The sequence below is a fragment of the Nocardia sp. NPDC101769 genome (assembly GCF_044766925.1).
GTDB lineage: Bacteria > Actinomycetota > Actinomycetes > Mycobacteriales > Mycobacteriaceae > Nocardia.
In genome coordinates this window covers 1-19,769 of sequence record NZ_JBIWMX010000013.1, presented here as the reverse complement: position 1 = coordinate 19,769, position 19,769 = coordinate 1, and the positions used below count along the sequence as shown (strand labels likewise).

The following is a 19,769-nucleotide window of genomic DNA, read 5'->3' as shown; positions in this document are numbered from 1 at the left end:
CGTGACGAATCACGCGAGGTCGGCCGGTCCGGGCGCATTCCGGCGGCGGGCCGTCCAGAATCGCCGCATGCGTGTACTTCTGACCGGCGCAGCCGGATTCATCGGCTCGCACATTCACCGCGCGGCACTGGCCGCCGGACACGAGGTCGTCGCGGCCGACTTCATGCTCGCGGCCGCCCACGGATCCGCCGCCCTGCCCCCGCCCGGCATCGCCCGGGTGGACGTGCGGGACCCGGACGCCCTCGGCGAGCTCCTGCACGGCGTCGACGTCGTCTGTCATCAGGCCGCCGTGGTCGGCGCGGGCGTCAGCGCCCAGGACGCCCCGGCCTATGCCAGCCACAACGACCTCGGCACCGCCGTGCTGCTCGCGGCCATGGACCGCGCCCGCTGCCGCCATCTGGTGCTGGCCTCCTCGATGGTGGTCTACGGCGAGGGTCGCTACGTCGATTCCGCGGGAGTGCCCGCCGAGCCGGCCCCGCGCACCCGCACCGATCTCGACAACGGCCGATTCGACCACCGCGGCCCCGACGGACGCCCTCTCGCCTGGACGCCCATCGACGAGGACGCGCCCCTGCGTCCGCGCAGCCTCTACGCCGCGTCCAAGGTGGCGCAGGAGCACTACGCCATCGCCTGGGCCGCGGCCACCGGCGGGACCGTCACCGCGCTGCGGTACCACAATGTGTACGGACCCGATATGCCCAGGGACACACCGTATTCCGGGGTTGCGGCCATCTTCCGCTCCGCACTCGAGGCAGGTGAGGCCCCGCGCGTGTTCGAAGACGGCACGCAGGCCCGTGATTTCATTCACGTCCGCGATATCGCGGAGGCCAATGTCGCCGCCCTCGAACACCCGCTGGGCGCGTTCACCCCGCTCAATATCGCCTCGGGCACCCCGATCACCATCGGCGAGGTGGCCGCCACGCTGGCCCGTGCCTATGGCGGCAAACAGCCCGTGGTGACCGGCGACTACCGTGCCGGCGACGTCCGCCACATCGTGGCGAGTCCCGAACGCGCCCGCCGCTCACTGGGTTTCGTCGCCGCCGTCACGCCGAGCCTGGGGCTCGCCGAATTCGCGACCGCGCCGTTGCGCTCGGTCGCCGGGAACGGAGCCCCCACCTGGCGGTGAATTCGGCTCCGGCGACTACCAATTCGTCAGGATCAGGTGGTTGACGAGCAGTGCCCCCGCCGCCTGCGCGACGAGCCAGAAGCGTGTGCTGTGGCGGGGGAGCAGCGCGGTCGCCGACAGCGCCCACACATCGAACGGCAGCCAGATGCGTTCGGTCTCGGCCTTGCTGAGCCCGCTGATGTCCGCGATGAGCATGGCGGTGATCCCGGCGGCGGCCAGTAGCGCCGCCGGATCGACGTGGGAGCGCCAGCGCGAGAGCCACTTCCGCCATGGCTGTACCGGCAGGATCTTCAGCTCGATCAGCACCCGGTTGCTCGCGGCGGCGGTGGCCAGCCCCACCGCGCACACCGTCGCCGCGAGATTGCCCCAGATCCAGTACGAGTAGGGTCGCTCGCTGGCAATGCCCTGGTAGTAGCGCTGTACCACGAGGTGATAGCCGGTGAGCCACCAGAATCCCGCCGCCGCGAAGACTCCCACCACCGCGAGCACACCCGCGAGCGCCGGCAGCGCGGGCCGCGGCGACCGGGACCACAGCACCGCGGCGGCCGGAATCACCATGAGCACCAAGCCGTAATTCAGGAAGAGGGTGAACCCGAACAGCACTCCGGACGCCAGTGCGAGCCGGACCCAGCCCCGCTCCAGCCGGGTCGCCAATGCCAGTAATGCCACCGCCCAGGCGCCCACCCCGGCGAAGAGCCCGTCCGCGGAGACCGCGATCCAGATGACCGCGGGCATGAGCGCGAGGAAAGGCGTTGCGGCCCGGGCCCGATGCTCGGACCCCAGCGCCCGGATGGCGAACGGCACCGCTGCCGCGGCACTGGTCCCGACCAGCACGCACAGCAGTCCCGCCCAGGCCCCGCCGCCCAGTCCGATCCGGTCCAGCAGTACGAACACCAGCAGTGCGCCCGGCGGATGCCCGGCCACGTGGGTGGTCCACGAATCGGGCTGGAAATCCAGGATGCGCCCGGAGAATCCGCGCAGCATGGCCCCGATGTCGTGCACTCCGCCGACCTCGTGCAAGTACTCGTCGCGGGTGGTGAGCCGGCCGGCGAAGCCGCGCTGCCAGCCGTCCACCATGGCCAGCGCGAACGCCCACGCCGCCGCCGTCGCCCACGTCGCCAGCAGCAGCCGTCCCCATGACAGCCGCCGCGCCAGGTCCGGGCCGAAGCGCACCACGGCCGCGGCCAGGGCGACGGCCGGCACCGTGCCCCACCCCACATGCGGCAGCCAGTCACCGAAGATCGGCGCGGCCCCGGCGTAGAGCCGGTCTCGCCAGGGTTTGCCCTCGATTCGCGGAACCAGAAAGGCGACGAGGACCAACAGAAGAGCCGCGAGCGCGCAGTAGCCGTCGACACGGGTGGAGACATAGCGCGCGACCCGGGTCGCGGAAGCGTTCGCCATGGCGGAAACCCTAGGCCCCGAAACCCGCCGGAACTGTCCGGATCACCATTTCTCCTGCTCTTGTCATACTTTGGTCATGCGTGTCCCGGGGTCGGAAGACGCCGGTTGGCCGTACGGTCGAGACCATGACCGAGTTGGACTCCGTACCCGGGGTCACGGTGGTGATCCCTTGCCGGGACGAAGCGGAAGCGCTTCCCGGCGTACTATCGGCAATTCCGGTGGGCTACCGGGTGATCGTGGTGGACAACGGTTCCACCGACGGCACCGCCGAGGTCGCGCGTGCCGCCGGAGCGACCGTGGTGACCGAATCGACCCCCGGCTACGGCAGCGCCGTGCATGCCGGCGTCGGCGCCGCCCGCACCGAACTGGTCGCCGTCCTGGACGGCGACGGCTCCCTCGATCCCGGCGAACTGCCCCGGCTGGTGGCCGAATTCAGCCCCGGCGTCGACCTGGTGGTCGGCCGCCGCCGTGCCGCGGTACCCGGCGCAATACCCCTACATGCGCGAATTGGCAACTGGGCCTTCGCCTTCCGGCTGCGCCGCCGCTACGGCCTGCGGGTGCACGATATCGGCGCCATGCGGGTGGCCCGCCGCGACCGCCTGCAGGCGCTCGGCCACCTGCATGCCCGGTCCGGCTATCCGCTGGCCCTGCTCACCGGCGCGGCCCGCGCGGGCTGGCTGGTGCTGGAGCGCGACATCACCTATCGGCCGCGGACTCACGGCGAGTCCAAGGTCTCCGGTTCCTGGCTCGGCACCGTGCGTGCCGCCCGAGACTTCTGGAGCGTGCGATGAACCCGACCGATGTCCCCGCCGCCATGCTGGTGATGGCCAAATCGCCGATCCCCGGATTCGCCAAAACCCGTCTCACACCGCCGTTCTCGCCGGTCGACGCCGCCTATCTGGCGGCCTGCGCCCTGCTCGACACGCTGGACGCGGTGCGCGAGAGCGGCATCCGGCACAGCGTCGTCGCCTGGACCGGCGACCTCGACCGCGCCGAGCGTTCGGTCGAACTGGCCGCCGCCCTGCGCGAGGTGACCGTAGTGCCGCAGCGCGGCGACAGCTTCGGCGAACGCCTCGCCAACGCCCACGTCGATGCCGCCGAGTTCGGTGTCCCGGTGCTGCAGATCGGCATGGACACCCCGCAGGCCGACGCCGACCTGCTGAACCGCTCGGCCGCGCGCCTGGTGGCCACCGGCGACACCGTCCTCGGCCCCGCGGCGGACGGCGGTTGGTGGGCCCTCGGTCTCCCCGAGCCGCACCCGGCGCACTTGCTCACCGACATCCCCATGTCGACCGCCCGCACCGGCGAGCTCACCGCAACAGCACTGCGCCACAGCGGATTCCGGGTGCACTCCCTGCCCACCCTCGCGGACGTGGACACCTACCCCGACGCCGTCGCCGTGGCGGCCGTGTCCCGCGGGCGCTTCGCGCGCGCCGTCGCTGATCTCGTGACAGCGAAAACTCCTGTCCCACTCTGAGATTCGAGCATCGAAAGGAGCCCGCGGCGGGCCCCGAACCGGCCCCGCCGCGGACGCCATGTCAGAACACACCGCACTGCCCGATCAACCCGCACTGCCCGGCGGGCCAGTCCAATCCGGCGGAAAAGACCAGTCGAACGCGACAGCTCGGCCCGGCGAGACGGACCAGTCCAGCGGGACAGCTCAACCCGGTGGGACACCTCAGCCCGGTGGGACACCTCAACCCGGTGGGGCAGCCCAGTCCGGCCCGACAGCTCAACCCCGCGGGACAGCCCAGCCGGGCGGGACGGCCCGGTCCGGTGGGACAGCTCAGCCCGGCCCGGTCGAAGGACCCGGCCGGATCGTGGGGGCCGGGCCGCTCCAACTGTTGCTGCCGCCTGCGCTTTCCGATCGGCTGAGTCCCGCCCGCTCCACGGCCGTGGCCGCGCGGACGGGCATTGCCCTCGGCGTCGGCATCACCATCCTGTTCGTGACCGGCCTGATCAGCCACCTGATCCAGCATCCGCCGGACTGGTTCTGGTGGCCCGCGCATCCGGTGTGGCTGTACCGGCTCACGCAGGGCACGCACGTGACGGTCGGGGTCATGATGATCCCGCTGCTGCTGGTGAAGTTCTGGTCGGTGTATCCGCGGTTCTTCATCAAACCGTCGCTGCGCCGGGGGATTCCGGACGCGCTGGAACGCCTGTCGGTGGCGGTACTCATCGGCGCGGTGCTGTTCCAGATCGTGACCGGGCTGTTCAATACCGCGCAGTTCTACCCGTGGAAGTTCTTCTTCACCATCACGCATCACGCCATGGCCTACGTGGCCTTCGGCTCGGTCATTGTGCATCTGGCGGTCAAGCTTCCCCTTGTGCGGCAAGCGCTTTCGCGGCCGATCGACGACCCCGTCCCGGATGCCGATGAGACCGAGGAATCGGAATACGCGCAGTCGGGTGTTTCGCGGCGCGCGGTGCTCGCCGCGGCCGGGCTCGGCGCGGTCGTGGCGGGCCTGGCAGTGGCGGGGCAGTCGATCCCGTTCCTGCGCTGGGTCTCCTTGCTCGCGCCGCGCAGTGGTGAAGGCCCGCAAGGTGTTCCGATCAACCGGACTGCCGCAGCCGCTGGAGTCGCCGAGACCGCGCGCTCACCGCGGTACACGCTGACGGTGAAAGTCGGTGGCCGCGAACGTGGTTTCTCCCGCGCCGAACTCGAGGCCCTGCCGCAGACCGACAGCGCGCTGCCCATCGCCTGCGTGGAAGGCTGGAGCGCGCAGGCCCACTGGTCGGGCGTCCGTCTGCGCGACCTGCTGGCCCGGGTGGGCGAATATGGCGGCGGCGACGTGCGTTTCGTGTCCCTGGAGACGACCGGCATCTACGGTTCGTCCATCCTGCCCCGCACCCACGTGGTGGATGCCGCCACGCTGATCGCCCTGCGTCTCAATGGCGAAGACCTGGCCCTCGACCACGGTTACCCCTGCCGCCTCATCGCTCCCAGCCGCCCGGGCGTCCTGCAGACCAAATGGCTGAAATCGATCGAGGAACTGTCATGACGATCACGCGAATCCTGCTGGGCGCGCTGGGCATCGGCCTGGCCGCGTACGGCGTCGAACTGCTGCTGCAGATGAGCACCCCGGACCTGCGCTCGGTCGCGGTCTGGTTCATCGGCGTCATCCTCGCCGAGAATCTGGTCTTCGGTCCGGCCGCGGCCCTCGCCGGCGCGCTCGGCCGCCTCGTGCTCCCCGCCCGCTGGTGGCCCGCCTACGCCGTGGGCGCGTTCATCAGCCTGGCCCTGATCCTCATCGCCGTCCCGGTCCTCGGCCGCGAGGGCGCGGTTCCCGGCAACGCCACCACCCTGGACCGTGACTACACCGTCGGTCTGCTGGTCACGCTCGCCGTGGTGTGGGCGGGGGTGGCCGCGTACCTGCTGTTCACCGCCCGGCGGTCGTCAGCAGTGGCAGCCGGACCTCGAATCGCGCACCGTCGGAACGATTCTGCGCGGTGATGTCCCCGTGGTGCGCCGCCACCAGCCCGGCGGCAATGGCCAATCCCATGCCGCTGCTGCTGCCGAGTTCGGCCGCGCCGGGGGAGCGGGCGGAACTGCCGCGGTACGCGACTTCGAAGATGCGCGGCAGATCGGCCTCGGAGATGCCGGGCCCGGTGTCGTCGACCCGGGTCCAGGCGTGCCCGTCGTCGGCGCCCGCCGAGATGTCGATGCGCCCGCCGGGCGGGGTGTGCGCGATGGCATTGGCGACCAGGTTGGTCAGCACCCGGCCCAGCGCCCGATCGCTGCCCGCCACCACGATCTTGTCCTCGGGTTGCGTTGCGGCCAGGGTGATCCGGGCGCGTTCGGCCGTCGGCCGGTTGGCCGCCAGCACTTCGTCGATGAGCTCGCGCAGATCCACCGGCTCCATCTGCAGCCGCAGCGCTCCAGAATTGATCTTCGACATCTCGAACAGGTCGTCCACCATCGCGGAGAGTCGATTCGTCTCGCGCACGATCTGGTCCGCGTACCGCTGTACATCCTCGGGACGGGACACCACCCCGTCCAGCAGCGCCTCGCCCATGGCGCGAATCCCCGCCAGCGGGGTGCGCAGATCGTGGCTGACCCAGGCCACCAGCTCGCGTCGCGATCGTTCCGCCGCGCGCTCCTGCTCGAGCATCTCGCGTTCCCACACCGTGGCACGGGCCTGCTCGCGGCCGAGCAGAATCGCCGCGGGCACCGTGACGGCGGTGACGACGGCCAATACCACTGCGGTGCGCTCGAATTCGGCCCCGAACATGAGCCCGCTCACCGCCACCACCCCGCACAGGGTGGCCAGCGTCGGAATCAGCACCAGCACGGCCATGCTCGTGGTCATCGCGCGATTGCGGGTGTAGCGCAGCAGCAGCGCGCCGACCACCACCACCGGCAGCGTGCCCGCCAGCGCGTACCCGATCAGCCCGGGTGTATCAGTCGGCACCGGACACCTCCTCGGTTCCTGGATCAGTGCCGAGATCGGCGCGGCCCCAGGCATATCCGCGACCCCACACCGTCTCGATCCGATGTGCGGCGCCCAGTTTGGCGCGCAACCGCTTGACGTGCACGGTGACCGTGGACAGGTCACCGAAGTTCCAGCCCCACACCTCGGCCAGCAACTCCTGCCGGCTGAAGACGCGCCGCTGATGCGCCAGCAGGAAGGCCAGCAGATCGAATTCGCGCGCGGTCAATTCGACCGGCGTCCCGCCCGCCACCACGGTCCGTGCCGCCCGGTTCAACTCCACCCCGTCTCCGCGCAGCACCTCGTCGGCCACCGGCTGCGGATGCGTGCGCCGCAGCACCGACGCCACCCGCAGCGCCAGCTCGCGCGGACTGAACGGCTTGGTCACGTAGTCGTCCGCCCCCGCCTGCAACCCGACCACGCGATCGTCCTCCTCGCCGAGCGCGGTCAGCAGAATGATCGGCGTCTCCGGATGCGCCCCCGCTCGCACGGCCCGCGTCAGATCGATCCCGTCCGGCCGCGGCATCATCACATCCAGCACCGCCAGATCGATCTCGTTCCGGGCCAGTACGGCCGCGGTCGCAGGCCCGTCCGCGGTCTCGACCACTTCGAGCCCGTCCCGCTCCAGATACCGCCGCACCACCTCGCGCACCACGGGATCGTCATCCGCCACCAGAATCCGCATCTCCCTACCCTAGGCGGCGTCGAACCGTGAATCACCTGGTCCGGGCCATTTCCGCGGTCGCCGTCACAGTTTCGTCACCACCGGTGACCGGCTCGAACGGTCCCACGGACCTACCGTCGAAACCATGAACCCCGCGCCCGACAGGCCGGACTCCGAAGACCATCGCGAGTGTGGATCCGACGCACCCGGAACCCGCTCGGGCCCGGACCGATCACTGGGCGAGCATTACGGACACGGCGGAGGCGCGCGAGGGAACGGGTCGGCGGCGCAGTACCCGCCTTCGGCGAACAGTCGCCGTGCCCCACTGATTGCCTTGCCCGGCAACGAATTTCCTGCCGGATCGGGGTCGGGATATGGCGCTGCCGGGGCGGAACCCGGAGAGCTGGGCGGCGCGCGCCGAGGTCCGCGACGCGGGCTCGGGGCCGTGCCGGGGCGTGGGCGGCAGTGGCTGGCCGGGCGGTCCCTGACGCGGGCGGCCGCGGCGCGGGAGCGGTTCGATCGAGTGCTGATCTGCTGCTGCGACGGTCCGACCCTCGACCTGGCCTGCGGCTCGGGACGGCGCGCCGATCGGCTGTTGCGGCAAGGCGTCGCCGCGTTGAGTGTGGATCTGTCACCGATGGCGGTGGCCGCCGCCCGATTCCGGGGCGTACCCGCGCTCCATCGCGACCTTTTCGCCCAGCTCCCCGGTACCGGGCGGTGGTCGTACGCCATCCTCGCCGACGGCATTCTCGGGATCGGCGGCGATCCGGTGCGAGTGCTGCGGCGGTCCCGGGAACTGCTCGCCCCCGACGGTGTCGCGATCGTCGAATTCGCCCCGGCCGGAACGGGTTCGATCGTGCATCCCGCCCACTCGAACCTCGCAACGGCACCCGGAACGCCCGTGCGATGGGCGCGGGTGGGCATCGAATGCGCCCCCGAGCTGGCCGCGGCCGCCGAGCTACGCGTGGTCGCCGCGGTCACGATATCGGGGCGGCCGATCGCCTGGCTGGCGCGATCCTGAGCGCGCCGAGCGAGCGATGGCCGGGGCAGGCGCAGGCGGCGGCAGGAGCCGGCCGGCTCTACGCTCAGGACGTGACCAGCGATATGTCCGGCCCGGCCGGCGAGGTCGAGGCGGAGGGCGGACAGGTCCGGGCCTCGACCCTGGAACTGTTCTTCGACCTCGTCTTCGTCTTCACCATCACCCAGCTCACCCACGCCTTCACCCGCCATCCCGGCTGGTCCGAGCTGGGGCACGTGGCGCTCATGTTCGCCATCATCTGGTGGATGTACAGCGGGTACGTGTTCCTCACCAATGAGGTCGCCCCGAACAGCTCGTCACGCCGCACGTTCCTGCTCATCGGCATGTTCGGGTTCTTCGTCATCGCCATCGCGATTCCGAGTGCGTTCCAGGGTTCCGGGCTGGCCTTCGGGCTCGGGTACTTCGTGATCAACACGGTGCACAGCGTCATGTTCGCGACGTCGGCCAGCCGAGGGGCGAGTTCCGCGATCCTGCGACTCGCGCCGCTCAATGCCGTGTCCGCGGCGCTGGTGCTGGCGGGCGGCATCGCCGAGGGCTGGGTGCGCGCCGTGCTGTGGATGATCGCGGTCGCGGTGCAGGTGGTTTCGCCGTACCTGGCCCGCACCGAGGGATTCGTCATCCGCCCCAGCCATTTCTGCGAACGCCACGGTCTGGTCGTGATCATCGCGCTGGGCGAATCGGTGGTGGCCATCGGCGCGAACCTGACCGGTATGGACCTCACCGTCGGCCTGGTCGCGACCGCGGGCCTCGGCCTCACGCTCGGATATGTGCTGTGGTGGGCCTATTTCGGCTTCGACGACGAGCGCGGTGAGCACCGGCTGCGGGCACTGCGGGGCCCGGCGCAGATCCGCACCGCGGTACTCGCCTACGGCTATTCACTGTTCGTGCTGGTGCTCGGCATCATCCTGACCGCGGCCGGCATCTCCATGACCATCGCGCACGGCAATCAGCCCGCGAGTAAGGCCGCGGCACTGGCGCTTTCGGGCGGCGTGGCTCTGTTCCTGCTGGGCCAGTGCCTGTTCCGGCTGGCCCTGGGCATTCCCCGCTCGGGCCTGCGATTGATCGCCGCGATCGCCGTCGTGGCCACCGCGCCGATCGGCATCGCCTGGGTGGCCTGGGGACAGCTCGTGGTCCTGATCGTGGTCGCCTACGGGTTCGTGATCGCCGACGACCTGCTCCGACTCCGATCCGGGGAGCGCAGCGCGTACCTGCAGGGCGTCTCGGCCATCGGGCACCGGATCATTCGCGACGGCGATCGCTAGCCGCGCTCAATCCCGTTGCGGCAGCGCACAACCGTCGGGACCACAGGCCTCACCGTCCGCGACGATCTCGAGCTCCGGCGCGTGATCGCTCCAGGCCCGTTCCAGCGCCTGCGCGAACACCTCCGACGGTTGCGCGCCCGACACCCCATACTTGCGGTCGAGCACGAAGAACGGCACGCCGCGCGCGCCGAGCCGGGCGGCCTCGGCCTCGTCGGCACGCACCGCATCGGCGTAGGCCTCGGGATCCGCGAGCACCTCGCGTACGGCCACGTCGTCGAATCCGGCCGACACCGCGACCTGAACCAGCCGTTCGGTATCTCCGAAGAGCGGCTCGTCCTCGGCGAAGTTGGCCGCGTACAAGGCATCCAGCAGCGGCTCCTGCTTGCCCTTTTCGAGCGCGAAATGCAGTAGCCGATGCATGTCGAAGCTGTTCCCGAAGTCCCGCCCCGAGGTCAGGTAGGGCAGCCCGATCGCCTCGGCCTGCGCACCGATGCCGCGCTCATTGGCGGCGGCCTGCGCCTCGCTGATGCCGTACTTCTCCGCGATGTGCGGTACCACCGCGTCGCTGTGATCCCGGGGCAGCATCGGGTCCAGTTCGAAGGACCGGTGCACCACCGTGACGGCGTCCCGATGCGGGAACGCCTCCAGTGCCTCCTCGAAACGCCGCTTGCCCAGATAGCAGAACGGGCAGTTGATATCGGTCCAGATCTCGACCTCTACGGCCATCACACCTCACGCTCCGACGCTGTTTCCGCAGGCCGGAGGGTCCGGCCACCCCTCTGCCAACCAGCGACCGGGTCCGAATGTTCCGCTGTGACCCAGTTCACAGAGTCGGGTTGTCACGTTCCGCGGGGCTGTCCTGTCCCATGCCCGACCCAGCAGGAACGAGCCCCACGGAGCCGACCATGAACGCCACCACCAATACTCACCGAATCGTCGTCCTCGGCGGCGGCTACACCGGCGTGCTGGCCGCCATCCGCTTGGCCCGCCGCACCCGCAAGCTGGACGCCCGCATCACGCTGGTGAACCCCTCGGACCGTTTCACCGAGCGGCTGCGCATGCACCAGATCGCCGCCGGGCAGGAACTGGCCGACCACCGCATCCCCGAGCTGCTGGCCGGATCGGGCGTGGTCTTCCACCGCGCGGCCGCCGTCGCCATCGACGCCGCGGCTCGCGTCGTCACTCTCGACGACGCCACCGACATGCCCTACGACACCCTGATCTACGCCCTCGGCAGCACCACCGACACCTCGATCGTGCCCGGCGCCGACCACCACGCCTGGACCCTCAACGACCCGCGCCAGGCCCGCCGCTTCTCGCACCGGCTCACCGAAATCGCCGCTGCCGCAGGCACTGTCACCGTGATCGGCGGCGGTCTGACCGGTATCGAGGCCGCCACCGAGATCGCCGAATCGCATCCGGGCCTGACCGTGACGCTGATCGGCGCGCAGGAACCCGGCCACCTGATGGGCGACAGGGCCCGCGCGCACCTGAACCACGCTCTGGACCGGCTGGGCATCGTCCGCGAGGTCGGTGTGCAGGTCGCCAAGGTGCTGCCCGATGCCGTGCGCCTGACCACCGGCGACCTGATCGCCTCGGACCTGACCCTGTGGACCGCGGGCGTGAAGGTGTCGCCGCTGGCCGCCCTGGCCGGAATCGCCGTGGACGAGCGCGGATTGATCGTCACCGACACCACCCTGCGCTCGGTCTCGCACCCGGAGATCCTGCCCATCGGCGATGCCGCAGCGGTGCGCATGCCCTTCGGCGTCCTGCACGGCACCTGCCAGAGCGGCATGCCCACCGCCGCCTACGCCGCCGACAGCCTGGCCCGCCGGCTGCGCGGAAAGACCGTGAAGCCCTTCCGTTTCGGCTACATCCACCAGCCGGTGAGCCTGGGCCGCAAGGACGCGGTCATCCAGTTCACCAGGGCCGACGACACCCCGCGTCGCTGGTACCTGAAGGGCCGCGCCGCCGTCGCCTACAAGGAGCAGGTCAGCGGCAGCCCGGTGCCGGTCTACAAGATCAGCAAGCACATGAACATGCAGGTGCAGTTCGCCAACGGCGGCCGCGCCACGCGCACGATCGCATGAGATGGATTCGTTTCGCAAGACCAGGTAGGTATGAGTCCCATGCAGGACCACACGCCCGACCAGCTCACACCCGCTGCCCGGCAGGGCGATTCGATCGATCCGTTCGTCGCCCACCGCCGGCTGCTGTTCGGCACCGCATACCAGATGCTCGGCACCGTCACCGACGCCGAGGACGTCCTGCAGGACGCCTGGATCAAATGGCACGGGGTGGACCGGGACACGGTCACCCACCCCAAGTCCTATCTGGTCCGCGCCGTCACCAATCTGGCGCTCAACCGCCTCACCTCGGCGCGCGCCACCCGCGAGACCTATGTCGGGCCGTGGCTGCCCGAACCCCTGCTCACCACCACCGCCGACGCCGCAGAGGAGACCGAGATGGCCGACACCGTGTCGACCGCCATGCTGGTCGTCCTCGAAACCCTGAGCCCGGTCGAGCGCGCGGTCTTCGTGCTGCGCGAAGTCTTCGGCTACTCGCATGCCGAGATCGCCGGTTTCCTGGACCGCCCCGAGGGCACCGTCCGCCAGATCTCCCACCGCGCCCGCTCCCACGTGCACTCGCGCCGCCCGCGCTTCGACACCGATGTCTCGATCCGCTCGGAGGTCACCGAGAAGTTCATGGCCGCGGCCCAGGGCGGAGATGTCAACGCGCTCATGGAACTTCTGGCCCCCGATGTGACGCTGTGGAACGACGGCGGCGGCAAGGTCACCGCCGCCCGCCGCCCGCTCTACGGTCCCGACCACGTGGCTCGCTGGATGCTCGGCGCCATGGCCAAACCGAGCAGCGCGGGCATCCGCCTCGAATCCGCCTACATCAATGGCGAACTCGGCGTCCTGGCCATGATCGGCGACTACCGCGTGGGTGCCCTGACCTACGACATTCGCGATGGTCACATCGAAAACATCCGCTTCCAGGTGAATCCGGACAAACTGGCCGGTATTCAGCAGCAGGGTGGCGGCGAATAGGTCGCCGAATCGGTCGGTCGACAGGAATCCGGGGTCACGGCGATAGCGGTCCCGTATTGTTCGGCGCTCGGCGGGGGCATCCGCTCCCGCTTCGACACCGCTACTCTGCAAGGGATTTCGTAGTGATCGGCTATACCAAGCGCCGTGCGGCGCGACATATTCTGCCCTGGGCCGCCGCGGCTTTCATCGGTGCGAGCAGCGCGCTCGCCGGCCCCGCGGTCGCCGCACCGGTGCTCCACACCGCCTGCGCCGCCACCGAATACGAGAACGTGAACGGCGCCTGCGTGCCGCGTCCGGAAGAGTCTCCCGCCGTCCCGGACGGAGCTACCGCCCGCTGCCAGGACGGCACCTACAGCTTCAGCCAGCACCGCCGCGGCACCTGCTCGCACCACGGCGGCGTCGCAGCCTGGCTCTGACCACCGGTTCGGCTCCGACCACGGGTAGCCGGCCCCGCACGGCCGTCCCGGCACTCCGGGCGGGACGGCCGTGCGGAACAATAGGTCGGCGTGAGTGCCGAAGAGCTTGCCGTCGAACCACTGCGCGCCGCGCGGCGCCTGCTCGGCAGCACGCTCTGGTCCGGGCCGGTGGGTCTGCGCATCGTCGAGGCCGAGGCCTACGGAAGCGACCCGGTCGGCCCGTGGCCCGACCCCGCAGCCCACTCCGGCCGCGGCCGCACTCCGCGCAACGCGATCATGTTCGGCCCGCCCGGCGTGCTGTACGTCTACTTCAGCTACGGCATGCACACCTGCGTGAACGTCACCAGCGGTCCCGACGGCGTCGCGAGTGCCGTCCTCGTCCGGGCGGGCGAGATCATCGCGGGCCACGATGTCGCCCGCACCCGCCGCCCCGCCGCCAAAACCGATGCCGACCTGGCCCGTGGCCCCGGCAATGTCGGCAGCGCCCTCGGAATTCGCCTGGACGACTATGGAACTCACCTCTTCGACCGGGACGCGCCGATCCGCCTGGAGCTCGGCCCCGAGATCACCGATCCCGCGGCCGTATCCGTCGGCCCCCGGGTCGGGGTGAGCCTGGCCGCCGATCGTCCGTGGCGCCTGTGGCTGCCGGATTCCCCGGCGGTGTCGGCCTACCGCCGCAGCCCGCGCGCCCCCAAGCTGGATCGTTCCGCCTAGTCCGGATCAGTTCGTGCGCCGGGCGCCGAGCGGCGCACCGGAGTCCGTATCGGCGGGCGGCCCGGAGGACTACGGTGGACGGATCGACAGCTCACCCTAGGTGGAATAGCCCATGTTCGAACGGTTCACCGACACTGCCCGCCGCGCCATCGTGCTGGCCCAGGAGGAGGCCCGCCTGCTCGGGCACGACTGGATAGGGACCGAACACCTGCTGCTCGGCATCCTGCACGGCGGCGATCCGATCGCAGGGCAGGCCCTCGCGGACGTGGGCCTGGACCTCTCCGGCCTCCGCGAGCGGGTGAACCAGGCGGTCGGCGTCCAGGAGAACCACGCCCCCGCCGGGCACATTCCCTTCACACCCCGCTCCAAGAAGGTGCTGGAGATGTCGCTGCGCGAGGCAATCCGCCTGCAGCACAACTACATCGGCCCCGAACACCTGTTGCTCGCCCTGGTCGCCGAGGGCTCCGGCGTGGCCTCGCAGGTCCTCATCAGCGAGAGCGCCACGCCCGACGACCTCCGCGGCCGGATCGACGCCCGCATGGCGGCGAGCCCCGGCCCGACCGCCGCGCCCTCGGCCGAAGCCGAACTCCGCCAGCGCATCACCGAACTCGAACACCGGGTGGCCGAACTCGAGCGACGCCTGGGCGGCCCCGGCACCGGGACCGTCCACGGCGACGTCGTCGGGTAGCCGCGGCTACACGCTCAGCGGTACCGCCCGGGCCGCCTGTTCCCCGGCCGCCAGCACGGCGGAAACCGTTGCACGGGCGGAGTTTTCACCGGTACCGAAGGCCCAGGACACACCGTCGTCCGTGCGGTACTCCAGGTAGGCGGCGGCCGGATCGACTCCGGCGTGGTCCACGCTCTGATGTGTCACCGACAGCACCTCGACCGAGAACCCACGCCGGCCCAGCAGGCCGATGGCGTCCTCGACCGTCGCGTCGGCGGGGATATCCGAATCGGCCGGGCTCCCCGCGTAGGTCGCGGTGAACAGCTCCCACAGTGTCCGCGCCGACACCTCGGTCCCGGTCCGATCGGTGTGGTGCTGGACGTGGCGGGCGAAGTCGATCTGCAGGCGGCGCGGCAACTCCAGGCCGTACTCGGTCTCCAGCAGATACGCGATCCCACCCTTGCCGGACTGCGAATTGACCCGGATCACCGCGTCGTAGGAGCGGCCGACATCGGCCGGGTCGATGGGCAGATACGGTACCTCCCAGGCGATTTCACGTTCGGGCTGCCCCAGCCGGGCCGCCCGCTCGCGATGTTCGGCGAAACCCTTCTTGATCGCGTCCTGATGCGTTCCCGAATATGCCGTGTACACCAGATCGCCAGCGTAGGGATGGCGTTCGTGCACCGGCAGCCGCGTGCAGTACTCCACGGTCCGCCGCACCTGGTCGATATCGGAGAAGTCGATCATCGGATCCACGCCCTGCGCATGCAGATTCAACGCCAACGTCGCCAGATCGACATTGCCCGTGCGCTCCCCATTGCCGAACACACACCCCTCGACCCGCTGCGCCCCGGCCAGCACCGCCAACTCCGCGCATGCGATCCCGGTGCCGCGGTCATTGTGCGGATGCACCGACAGGATCACGCTGTCGCGCCGCGCCAGGTTCCGGTGCATGTACTCGATCTGATCGGCGTACACATTCGGTGTCGCCACCTCGACCGTCGCGGGCAGATTCAGCGTCACCGGCCGCTCGGGCGCGGCGTCCCACAGGGTCGTCATGCGGTCGCAGACCTCCAGCACGAAATCCGGTTCGGTCAGCATGAACACCTCGGGCGAGAACTGGAACCGGACATTCGGCATGTCCCCGGCCAGTTCCAGCACATCGCGCCCGCCGGCGGTGATCAGCTCGGCCAGCTCTTCGCGGGTCTTGCCCAGCACCACATTCCGCCAGGTAGGCGCGGTGGCGGTGTACATGTGGATGACTACATCGTTGGGAATGCCGCGCACCGATTCCACGGTCCGCTCGATCAGATCCCGGCGTGCGGGGGTGAAGACGACGATGGTGACGTCCTCGGGAGCCAGCCGTTCGGCCCCTATCAACCGCACGAAATCGAAGTCGGTCCGCGAGGCGCTCGGGTACCCGACCTCGATCTCCTTGTAGCCCATGGCCACCAGCAGTTCGAAGAACCGCCGCTTGCGGTCGGGATCCATCGGCTCGGCCAGGGCCTGATTGCCGTCGCGCAGATCCACCGGCACCCACAGCGGTGCGGTCGTGATCCGGTTGGCGGGCCAGGCGCGTTCGGTCAGTGGCACCGAAACCCGCTGGTACACATCGCGATACCGATGCGAGGGCATGACGGACGACTGTTGACGATTCCAGCTCGGGGGAGTGCTCACGGGAGATTCGCTTTCGCGTCGGAGGAGGTGACCGGCGCAGCACAGCGAGCCCGCTAGCGGGGTGCCGGTCGGTCAGACCCCGCCGCGGCGGTGAAGGAGAAGCAGGGCACCCAGAAGCATGTGGACTAGACTAGAGGGGATTCACTCCTCAGACAAGTAGAGAGGCCGAGCAATAGTGGCGCAGGTACAGAGGCATCCGCTCGCCGCCCAGGCCGCCGAGGTCCTGCTCTCGCGAATTCGTGCGGGGGAGTGGCAGCTGGGCCACCGCCTCCCCGGCGAGACCACGCTCGCCGCCCAGCTCGGCGTCGGCCGCTCGACACTCCGCGAGGCCATTCGCGAACTCGCCGGTAAGGGCGTGCTCGAAAGCCGCCAGGGCGCGGGCGTTTTCGTCACGGCCCTGGATGTCGCCGAGGACTGGGACACGGTGCTGCGCCGCTCGGACATCGTCACCGTCATCGAGGCCCGCATCGCCATCGAGGCCGAGGGCGCGGCCCTGGCCGCCCGCCGCCGTACCCCCGCCGACCTGCGCGCCATGCTCCGCGCCCTGGCCGCCCGCGCCGAAAGCGGCGACTCCGTCGAGGGATTGGTCGACGCCGACACCGCCTTCCACCGCACGGTCGTGGCCGCCGCCCACAACGACATCCTGCTCGAGCTGTTCAACGCCTTCGTCCCGCGCTCGCGCCACGCCATGATCGACATGCTCCGCATCCGCCCCATGCGCGATCCGGCCACCGACCACGACGCGCACGAGCACCTCTACGACGCCATCCGCGCCCGCGATCCCGAGGTCGCCGCCACCGCCAGCCGCGTCCACCTGACCGCGCTCAAAGCCGCCTTCGAGCCCTAGCCAAAAAAGTTCTGCCGAACGGCGATGAGTTTCCGTGACGGCCCCCGTCCTAGGGAGCAAGCGAGTTCGACACCGAACCGACAAGCCCCGAAAGGACATTCGACATGACCGCCATCGCCGCCACCCCGATCGTCGCCGCCACCGCCACCTCGGGCAAGCTCCGCAACCGCGTGCTGTGGACCCTGCAGATCGTGCTCGGCCTGTTCTTCATCGTCGCCTCCGGCCTGCCGAAGTTCGTGGGCCAGGCCGACGCCGTCCGCGTCTTCCACCAGATCGGCTGGGGCGACTGGTTCCGCTACTTCACCGGCCTGGTCGAGGTCTCCGGCGGCATCGGCCTGTTGGTCGCCCGCCTGAACGGCCCTGCCGCGGCGGGACTGTCCATCACCATGGTGTGCGCCGCCGCCACCCAGGCCTTCGTGCTCGGCTCCCCGGCCATGGCGATCTTCCCGCTCATCCTGGTCGGCGTCTTCGCGTGGATCGCCTACGAGCGCCGCGCCTCCTTCTCCACCTTCACCAACCTGGTGAAGTGACCCGAACAATCGCTCGACCCCAGCCCGTCGCCGACGAAACTCGGCGACGGGCTTCCTCGTATGTCACGCGACAACCGATTTCGTTGCGACCGGGGTAACTCGTCGGGGACGGCCAAAATTGTTTCTGCTCTCCACCGGCGCCCGCATGCGGTACTGGCGACGGTGCCAACGCTGGGCGAAAAAGTCGCGGAGAGGCGGAATGGAAAGATGGACTGCGTGAGCGGCGACATCATCGATGAACTGACCTGGCGCGGGTTGATCGCGCAGTCCACCGACCTGGACGCCCTGCGTGCGGCCGCGGCCAAGGGCCCGATCACCCTCTATGCCGGGTTCGACCCGACCGCGGCCAGCCTGCACGCCGGACACCTGGTTCCCCTGCTGGCACTCAAGCGCTTCCAGCGCGCGGGCCACCGCCCGATCGTGCTGGCCGGTGGCGCGACCGGTCTCATCGGCGACCCCCGCGACATCGGCGAGCGCGCCATGAACTCCACCGATACAGTCGCCGAATGGGCCGGCCGCATCCGTTCCCAGCTCGAGCGCTTCGTGGATCTGGACGGCCCGAACTCGGCGATCATCGCCAACAACATGGACTGGATCGGCCCGCTGAGCACGGTCTCGTTCCTGCGGGACATCGGCAAGCACTTCTCGGTGAACGTGATGCTGGCCCGCGACACCGTCAAGCGCCGGCTGGAGTCGGACGGCATGTCCTACACCGAGTTCAGCTACATGCTGTTGCAGGCCAACGACTTCCTGCAGTTGCGCCGCGAATACGGCTGCACGCTGCAGGTCGGCGGCTCGGACCAGTGGGGCAACATCATCGCGGGTGTGGAGCTCAACCGTCGCGTCGACGGCGAGCACGTGCACGCCCTCACCGTCCCGCTGGTGACCACGGCCGACGGCAAGAAGTTCGGCAAGTCCACCGGCGGCGGCAGCCTCTGGCTGGACCCCGAGATGACCAGCCCCTACGCCTGGTACCAGTACTTCGTGAACACGGCCGACGCCGACGTGGTCCGCTACCTGCGCTGGTTCACGTTCCTCTCCCGCGAGGAACTGGACGAGCTCGAGAAGGCGACCGCCGAGCGCCCCTTTGCCCGCGAGGCCCAGAAGCGCCTGGCCGCCGAGATGACCACGCTCGTGCACGGCGAGGCGAACACCCATGCGGTGCAGTTGGCCAGTCAGGCCCTGTTCGGCCGCGGCGATCTGCGCGAGCTCGACGAGGCCACGCTGTCGGCGGCCCTGGCCGAGTCCGCGGTCGACGGCAAGGTCGCCGAGGCGACCGGAACCTCCACCATCGTGGATCTGCTGGTCGACTCGGGCCTGTGTGAGGGCCGCAGTGCGGCCCGCCGCGCCGTCAACGAGGGCGGCGCCGCCGTGAACAACGAGAAGGTGTCCGATCCGGAGTGGACCCCATCCGATGCCGACTACCTGCATGGACGGTGGCTGGTGCTGCGTCGCGGCAAGAAGAACTTCGCCGGCGTGCGCCGCGCGGCCGACTGACCGGTTCGCCGATACCGAAACAAGATCGAAATGACCTGGGTCACAAACCGGTGGCTCAGGTCGCCGATCGCCCCGGTCAGCAACCCTTTTACCAGCGTAAACGCATCCGCGACCAGCGGATTTGACCTCGCGTTATCCGCCGCGTAACTTAGTCCAGGTCAGAGCGACACGGACACCGACCGGGACCGAAAAGCCCAGCTCAGAGGCTGGAAATCATCGGAAGCGGATACGAGGTTGGACGAGGAGCGCCGGACATGAACACGCCAGCCAGAAAGTTGGCCCTTGACTCTGCGGAGTCTCGCGGCTAGGCTGGAAAAGTTGCCTCGCAGGACATCCAATCAACTTTGGGTCGATTGCTTGTGCGTGTGTTCTTTGAGAACTCAATAGTGTGTCGATGAATGTCAGTGCCAAATATTTTATTTGGTTCCGGCCTCACACCCCCCGTG

20 protein-coding genes are annotated in these 19,769 nt (G+C 69.7%); 15 read left to right on the top strand and 5 right to left on the bottom strand.

All coding sequences use genetic code 11. The features are described 5' to 3' along the window. Window positions 1-67 precede the first annotated feature (67 nt). On the top strand, window positions 68-1,126 hold the full coding sequence (locus tag ACIRRA_RS20945) for an NAD-dependent epimerase/dehydratase family protein (protein WP_402770432.1): 1,059 nt from the start codon (window positions 68-70) through the stop codon (window positions 1,124-1,126). 15 nt (window positions 1,127-1,141) lie between these two features. Here the strand turns inward: ACIRRA_RS20945 and ACIRRA_RS20940 are convergent, their stop codons facing one another. Beyond that, window positions 1,142-2,527, bottom strand: coding sequence for a hypothetical protein (locus ACIRRA_RS20940; RefSeq protein ID WP_402770429.1), 1,386 nt, complete (start codon window positions 2,525-2,527; stop codon window positions 1,142-1,144). Window positions 2,528-2,652: 125 nt separating this feature from the next. On the opposite strand from ACIRRA_RS20940, the gene ACIRRA_RS20935 reads away from it, so the two are divergent. From ACIRRA_RS20935 to ACIRRA_RS20920, 4 genes are all read left to right on the top strand, one after another. Then, complete coding sequence (locus ACIRRA_RS20935; protein WP_402770426.1) at window positions 2,653-3,318, top strand: glycosyltransferase family 2 protein; 666 nt, start codon at window positions 2,653-2,655, stop codon at window positions 3,316-3,318. Then, window positions 3,315-4,004: a DUF2064 domain-containing protein gene (locus tag ACIRRA_RS20930; RefSeq protein WP_402770423.1), complete on the top strand. Its 690-nt coding sequence runs from the start codon at window positions 3,315-3,317 to the stop codon at window positions 4,002-4,004. The genes ACIRRA_RS20935 and ACIRRA_RS20930 overlap by 4 nt, the downstream gene beginning before the upstream one ends. Before the next feature lie 343 nt (window positions 4,005-4,347). Further along, the gene (locus tag ACIRRA_RS20925) at window positions 4,348-5,529 is read left to right on the top strand and encodes a molybdopterin-dependent oxidoreductase (protein WP_402770421.1); all 1,182 of its coding nucleotides are present in this window, start codon (window positions 4,348-4,350) and stop codon (window positions 5,527-5,529) included. Then, window positions 5,526-5,981 (top strand): hypothetical protein, encoded by a 456-nt coding sequence (locus tag ACIRRA_RS20920; protein WP_402770419.1) that lies wholly within the window; start codon window positions 5,526-5,528, stop codon window positions 5,979-5,981. The genes ACIRRA_RS20925 and ACIRRA_RS20920 overlap by 4 nt, the downstream gene beginning before the upstream one ends. On the opposite strand, the gene ACIRRA_RS20915 is transcribed toward ACIRRA_RS20920, so the two are convergent. Then, complete coding sequence (locus ACIRRA_RS20915) at window positions 5,908-6,939, bottom strand: HAMP domain-containing sensor histidine kinase (protein WP_357002762.1); 1,032 nt, start codon at window positions 6,937-6,939, stop codon at window positions 5,908-5,910. The two genes, ACIRRA_RS20920 and ACIRRA_RS20915, sit on opposite strands and share 74 nt — an antisense overlap. Beyond that, complete coding sequence (locus ACIRRA_RS20910; protein ID WP_402770416.1) at window positions 6,929-7,642, bottom strand: response regulator transcription factor; 714 nt, start codon at window positions 7,640-7,642, stop codon at window positions 6,929-6,931. The genes ACIRRA_RS20915 and ACIRRA_RS20910 overlap by 11 nt, the downstream gene beginning before the upstream one ends. Before the next feature lie 424 nt (window positions 7,643-8,066). Between ACIRRA_RS20910 and ACIRRA_RS20905 the strand changes: the two genes are divergently transcribed. Continuing rightward, the gene (locus ACIRRA_RS20905) at window positions 8,067-8,642 is read left to right on the top strand and encodes a class I SAM-dependent methyltransferase (protein WP_402770413.1); all 576 of its coding nucleotides are present in this window, start codon (window positions 8,067-8,069) and stop codon (window positions 8,640-8,642) included. 71 nt (window positions 8,643-8,713) lie between these two features. Then, complete coding sequence (locus ACIRRA_RS20900; RefSeq protein ID WP_402770410.1) at window positions 8,714-9,922, top strand: low temperature requirement protein A; 1,209 nt, start codon at window positions 8,714-8,716, stop codon at window positions 9,920-9,922. Between the two features lie 6 nt (window positions 9,923-9,928). On the opposite strand, the gene ACIRRA_RS20895 is transcribed toward ACIRRA_RS20900, so the two are convergent. Further along, window positions 9,929-10,648 carry a DsbA family oxidoreductase gene (locus ACIRRA_RS20895; protein ID WP_402770407.1) on the bottom strand — a complete coding sequence of 240 codons (720 nt, stop codon included), beginning with the start codon at window positions 10,646-10,648 and terminating at the stop codon, window positions 9,929-9,931. 179 nt (window positions 10,649-10,827) lie between these two features. Here ACIRRA_RS20895 and ACIRRA_RS20890 point away from each other — a divergent pair, with 179 nt between their 5' ends. The 5 genes from ACIRRA_RS20890 (at window position 10,828) to ACIRRA_RS20870 (ending at window position 14,793) form a co-directional block, all read left to right on the top strand. Continuing rightward, on the top strand, window positions 10,828-12,012 hold the full coding sequence (locus ACIRRA_RS20890) for an NAD(P)/FAD-dependent oxidoreductase (protein WP_402770405.1): 1,185 nt from the start codon (window positions 10,828-10,830) through the stop codon (window positions 12,010-12,012). Between the two features lie 39 nt (window positions 12,013-12,051). Continuing rightward, a complete protein-coding gene (locus tag ACIRRA_RS20885) occupies window positions 12,052-12,975 on the top strand; it encodes an RNA polymerase sigma-70 factor (RefSeq protein ID WP_402770402.1) in 924 nt (307 codons plus the stop codon). Window positions 12,976-13,097: 122 nt separating this feature from the next. Next, window positions 13,098-13,391, top strand: coding sequence for a DUF3761 domain-containing protein (locus tag ACIRRA_RS20880; RefSeq protein ID WP_402770399.1), 294 nt, complete (start codon window positions 13,098-13,100; stop codon window positions 13,389-13,391). 90 nt (window positions 13,392-13,481) lie between these two features. Continuing rightward, window positions 13,482-14,105 carry a DNA-3-methyladenine glycosylase gene (locus ACIRRA_RS20875; RefSeq protein WP_402770397.1) on the top strand — a complete coding sequence of 208 codons (624 nt, stop codon included), beginning with the start codon at window positions 13,482-13,484 and terminating at the stop codon, window positions 14,103-14,105. A 112-nt stretch (window positions 14,106-14,217) separates the two neighbouring features. Next, window positions 14,218-14,793: a Clp protease N-terminal domain-containing protein gene (locus tag ACIRRA_RS20870; protein ID WP_402770395.1), complete on the top strand. Its 576-nt coding sequence runs from the start codon at window positions 14,218-14,220 to the stop codon at window positions 14,791-14,793. A gap of 6 nt (window positions 14,794-14,799) precedes the next feature. Here ACIRRA_RS20870 and ACIRRA_RS20865 read toward each other — a convergent pair whose 3' ends face one another. Next, window positions 14,800-16,407 carry a 2-isopropylmalate synthase gene (locus tag ACIRRA_RS20865; protein WP_402770392.1) on the bottom strand — a complete coding sequence of 536 codons (1,608 nt, stop codon included), beginning with the start codon at window positions 16,405-16,407 and terminating at the stop codon, window positions 14,800-14,802. A gap of 214 nt (window positions 16,408-16,621) precedes the next feature. On the opposite strand from ACIRRA_RS20865, the gene ACIRRA_RS20860 reads away from it, so the two are divergent. The 3 genes from ACIRRA_RS20860 (at window position 16,622) to tyrS (ending at window position 19,323) form a co-directional block, all read left to right on the top strand. Beyond that, a complete protein-coding gene (locus tag ACIRRA_RS20860; protein ID WP_402770846.1) occupies window positions 16,622-17,296 on the top strand; it encodes a FadR/GntR family transcriptional regulator in 675 nt (224 codons plus the stop codon). 104 nt (window positions 17,297-17,400) lie between these two features. After that, window positions 17,401-17,826, top strand: coding sequence for a DoxX family protein (locus tag ACIRRA_RS20855; protein WP_402770389.1), 426 nt, complete (start codon window positions 17,401-17,403; stop codon window positions 17,824-17,826). A gap of 216 nt (window positions 17,827-18,042) precedes the next feature. Further along, a complete protein-coding gene (gene tyrS / locus ACIRRA_RS20850) occupies window positions 18,043-19,323 on the top strand; it encodes a tyrosine--tRNA ligase (protein ID WP_402770386.1) in 1,281 nt (426 codons plus the stop codon). Window positions 19,324-19,769 lie beyond the last annotated feature (446 nt).

Coding starts and splice junctions, on each gene's coding strand:
- ACIRRA_RS20945 (WP_402770432.1), top strand. CDS start 68: ATGCGTGTACTTCTGACCGGCGCAGCCGGATTCATCGGCTCGCACATT.
- ACIRRA_RS20940 (WP_402770429.1), bottom strand. CDS start 2,527: ATGGCGAACGCTTCCGCGACCCGGGTCGCGCGCTATGTCTCCACCCGT.
- ACIRRA_RS20935 (WP_402770426.1), top strand. CDS start 2,653: ATGACCGAGTTGGACTCCGTACCCGGGGTCACGGTGGTGATCCCTTGC.
- ACIRRA_RS20930 (WP_402770423.1), top strand. CDS start 3,315: ATGAACCCGACCGATGTCCCCGCCGCCATGCTGGTGATGGCCAAATCG.
- ACIRRA_RS20920 (WP_402770419.1), top strand. CDS start 5,526: ATGACGATCACGCGAATCCTGCTGGGCGCGCTGGGCATCGGCCTGGCC.
- ACIRRA_RS20910 (WP_402770416.1), bottom strand. CDS start 7,642: ATGCGGATTCTGGTGGCGGATGACGATCCCGTGGTGCGCGAGGTGGTG.
- ACIRRA_RS20895 (WP_402770407.1), bottom strand. CDS start 10,648: ATGGCCGTAGAGGTCGAGATCTGGACCGATATCAACTGCCCGTTCTGC.
- ACIRRA_RS20890 (WP_402770405.1), top strand. CDS start 10,828: ATGAACGCCACCACCAATACTCACCGAATCGTCGTCCTCGGCGGCGGC.
- ACIRRA_RS20885 (WP_402770402.1), top strand. CDS start 12,052: ATGCAGGACCACACGCCCGACCAGCTCACACCCGCTGCCCGGCAGGGC.
- ACIRRA_RS20870 (WP_402770395.1), top strand. CDS start 14,218: ATGTTCGAACGGTTCACCGACACTGCCCGCCGCGCCATCGTGCTGGCC.
- ACIRRA_RS20865 (WP_402770392.1), bottom strand. CDS start 16,407: ATGCCCTCGCATCGGTATCGCGATGTGTACCAGCGGGTTTCGGTGCCA.
- ACIRRA_RS20855 (WP_402770389.1), top strand. CDS start 17,401: ATGACCGCCATCGCCGCCACCCCGATCGTCGCCGCCACCGCCACCTCG.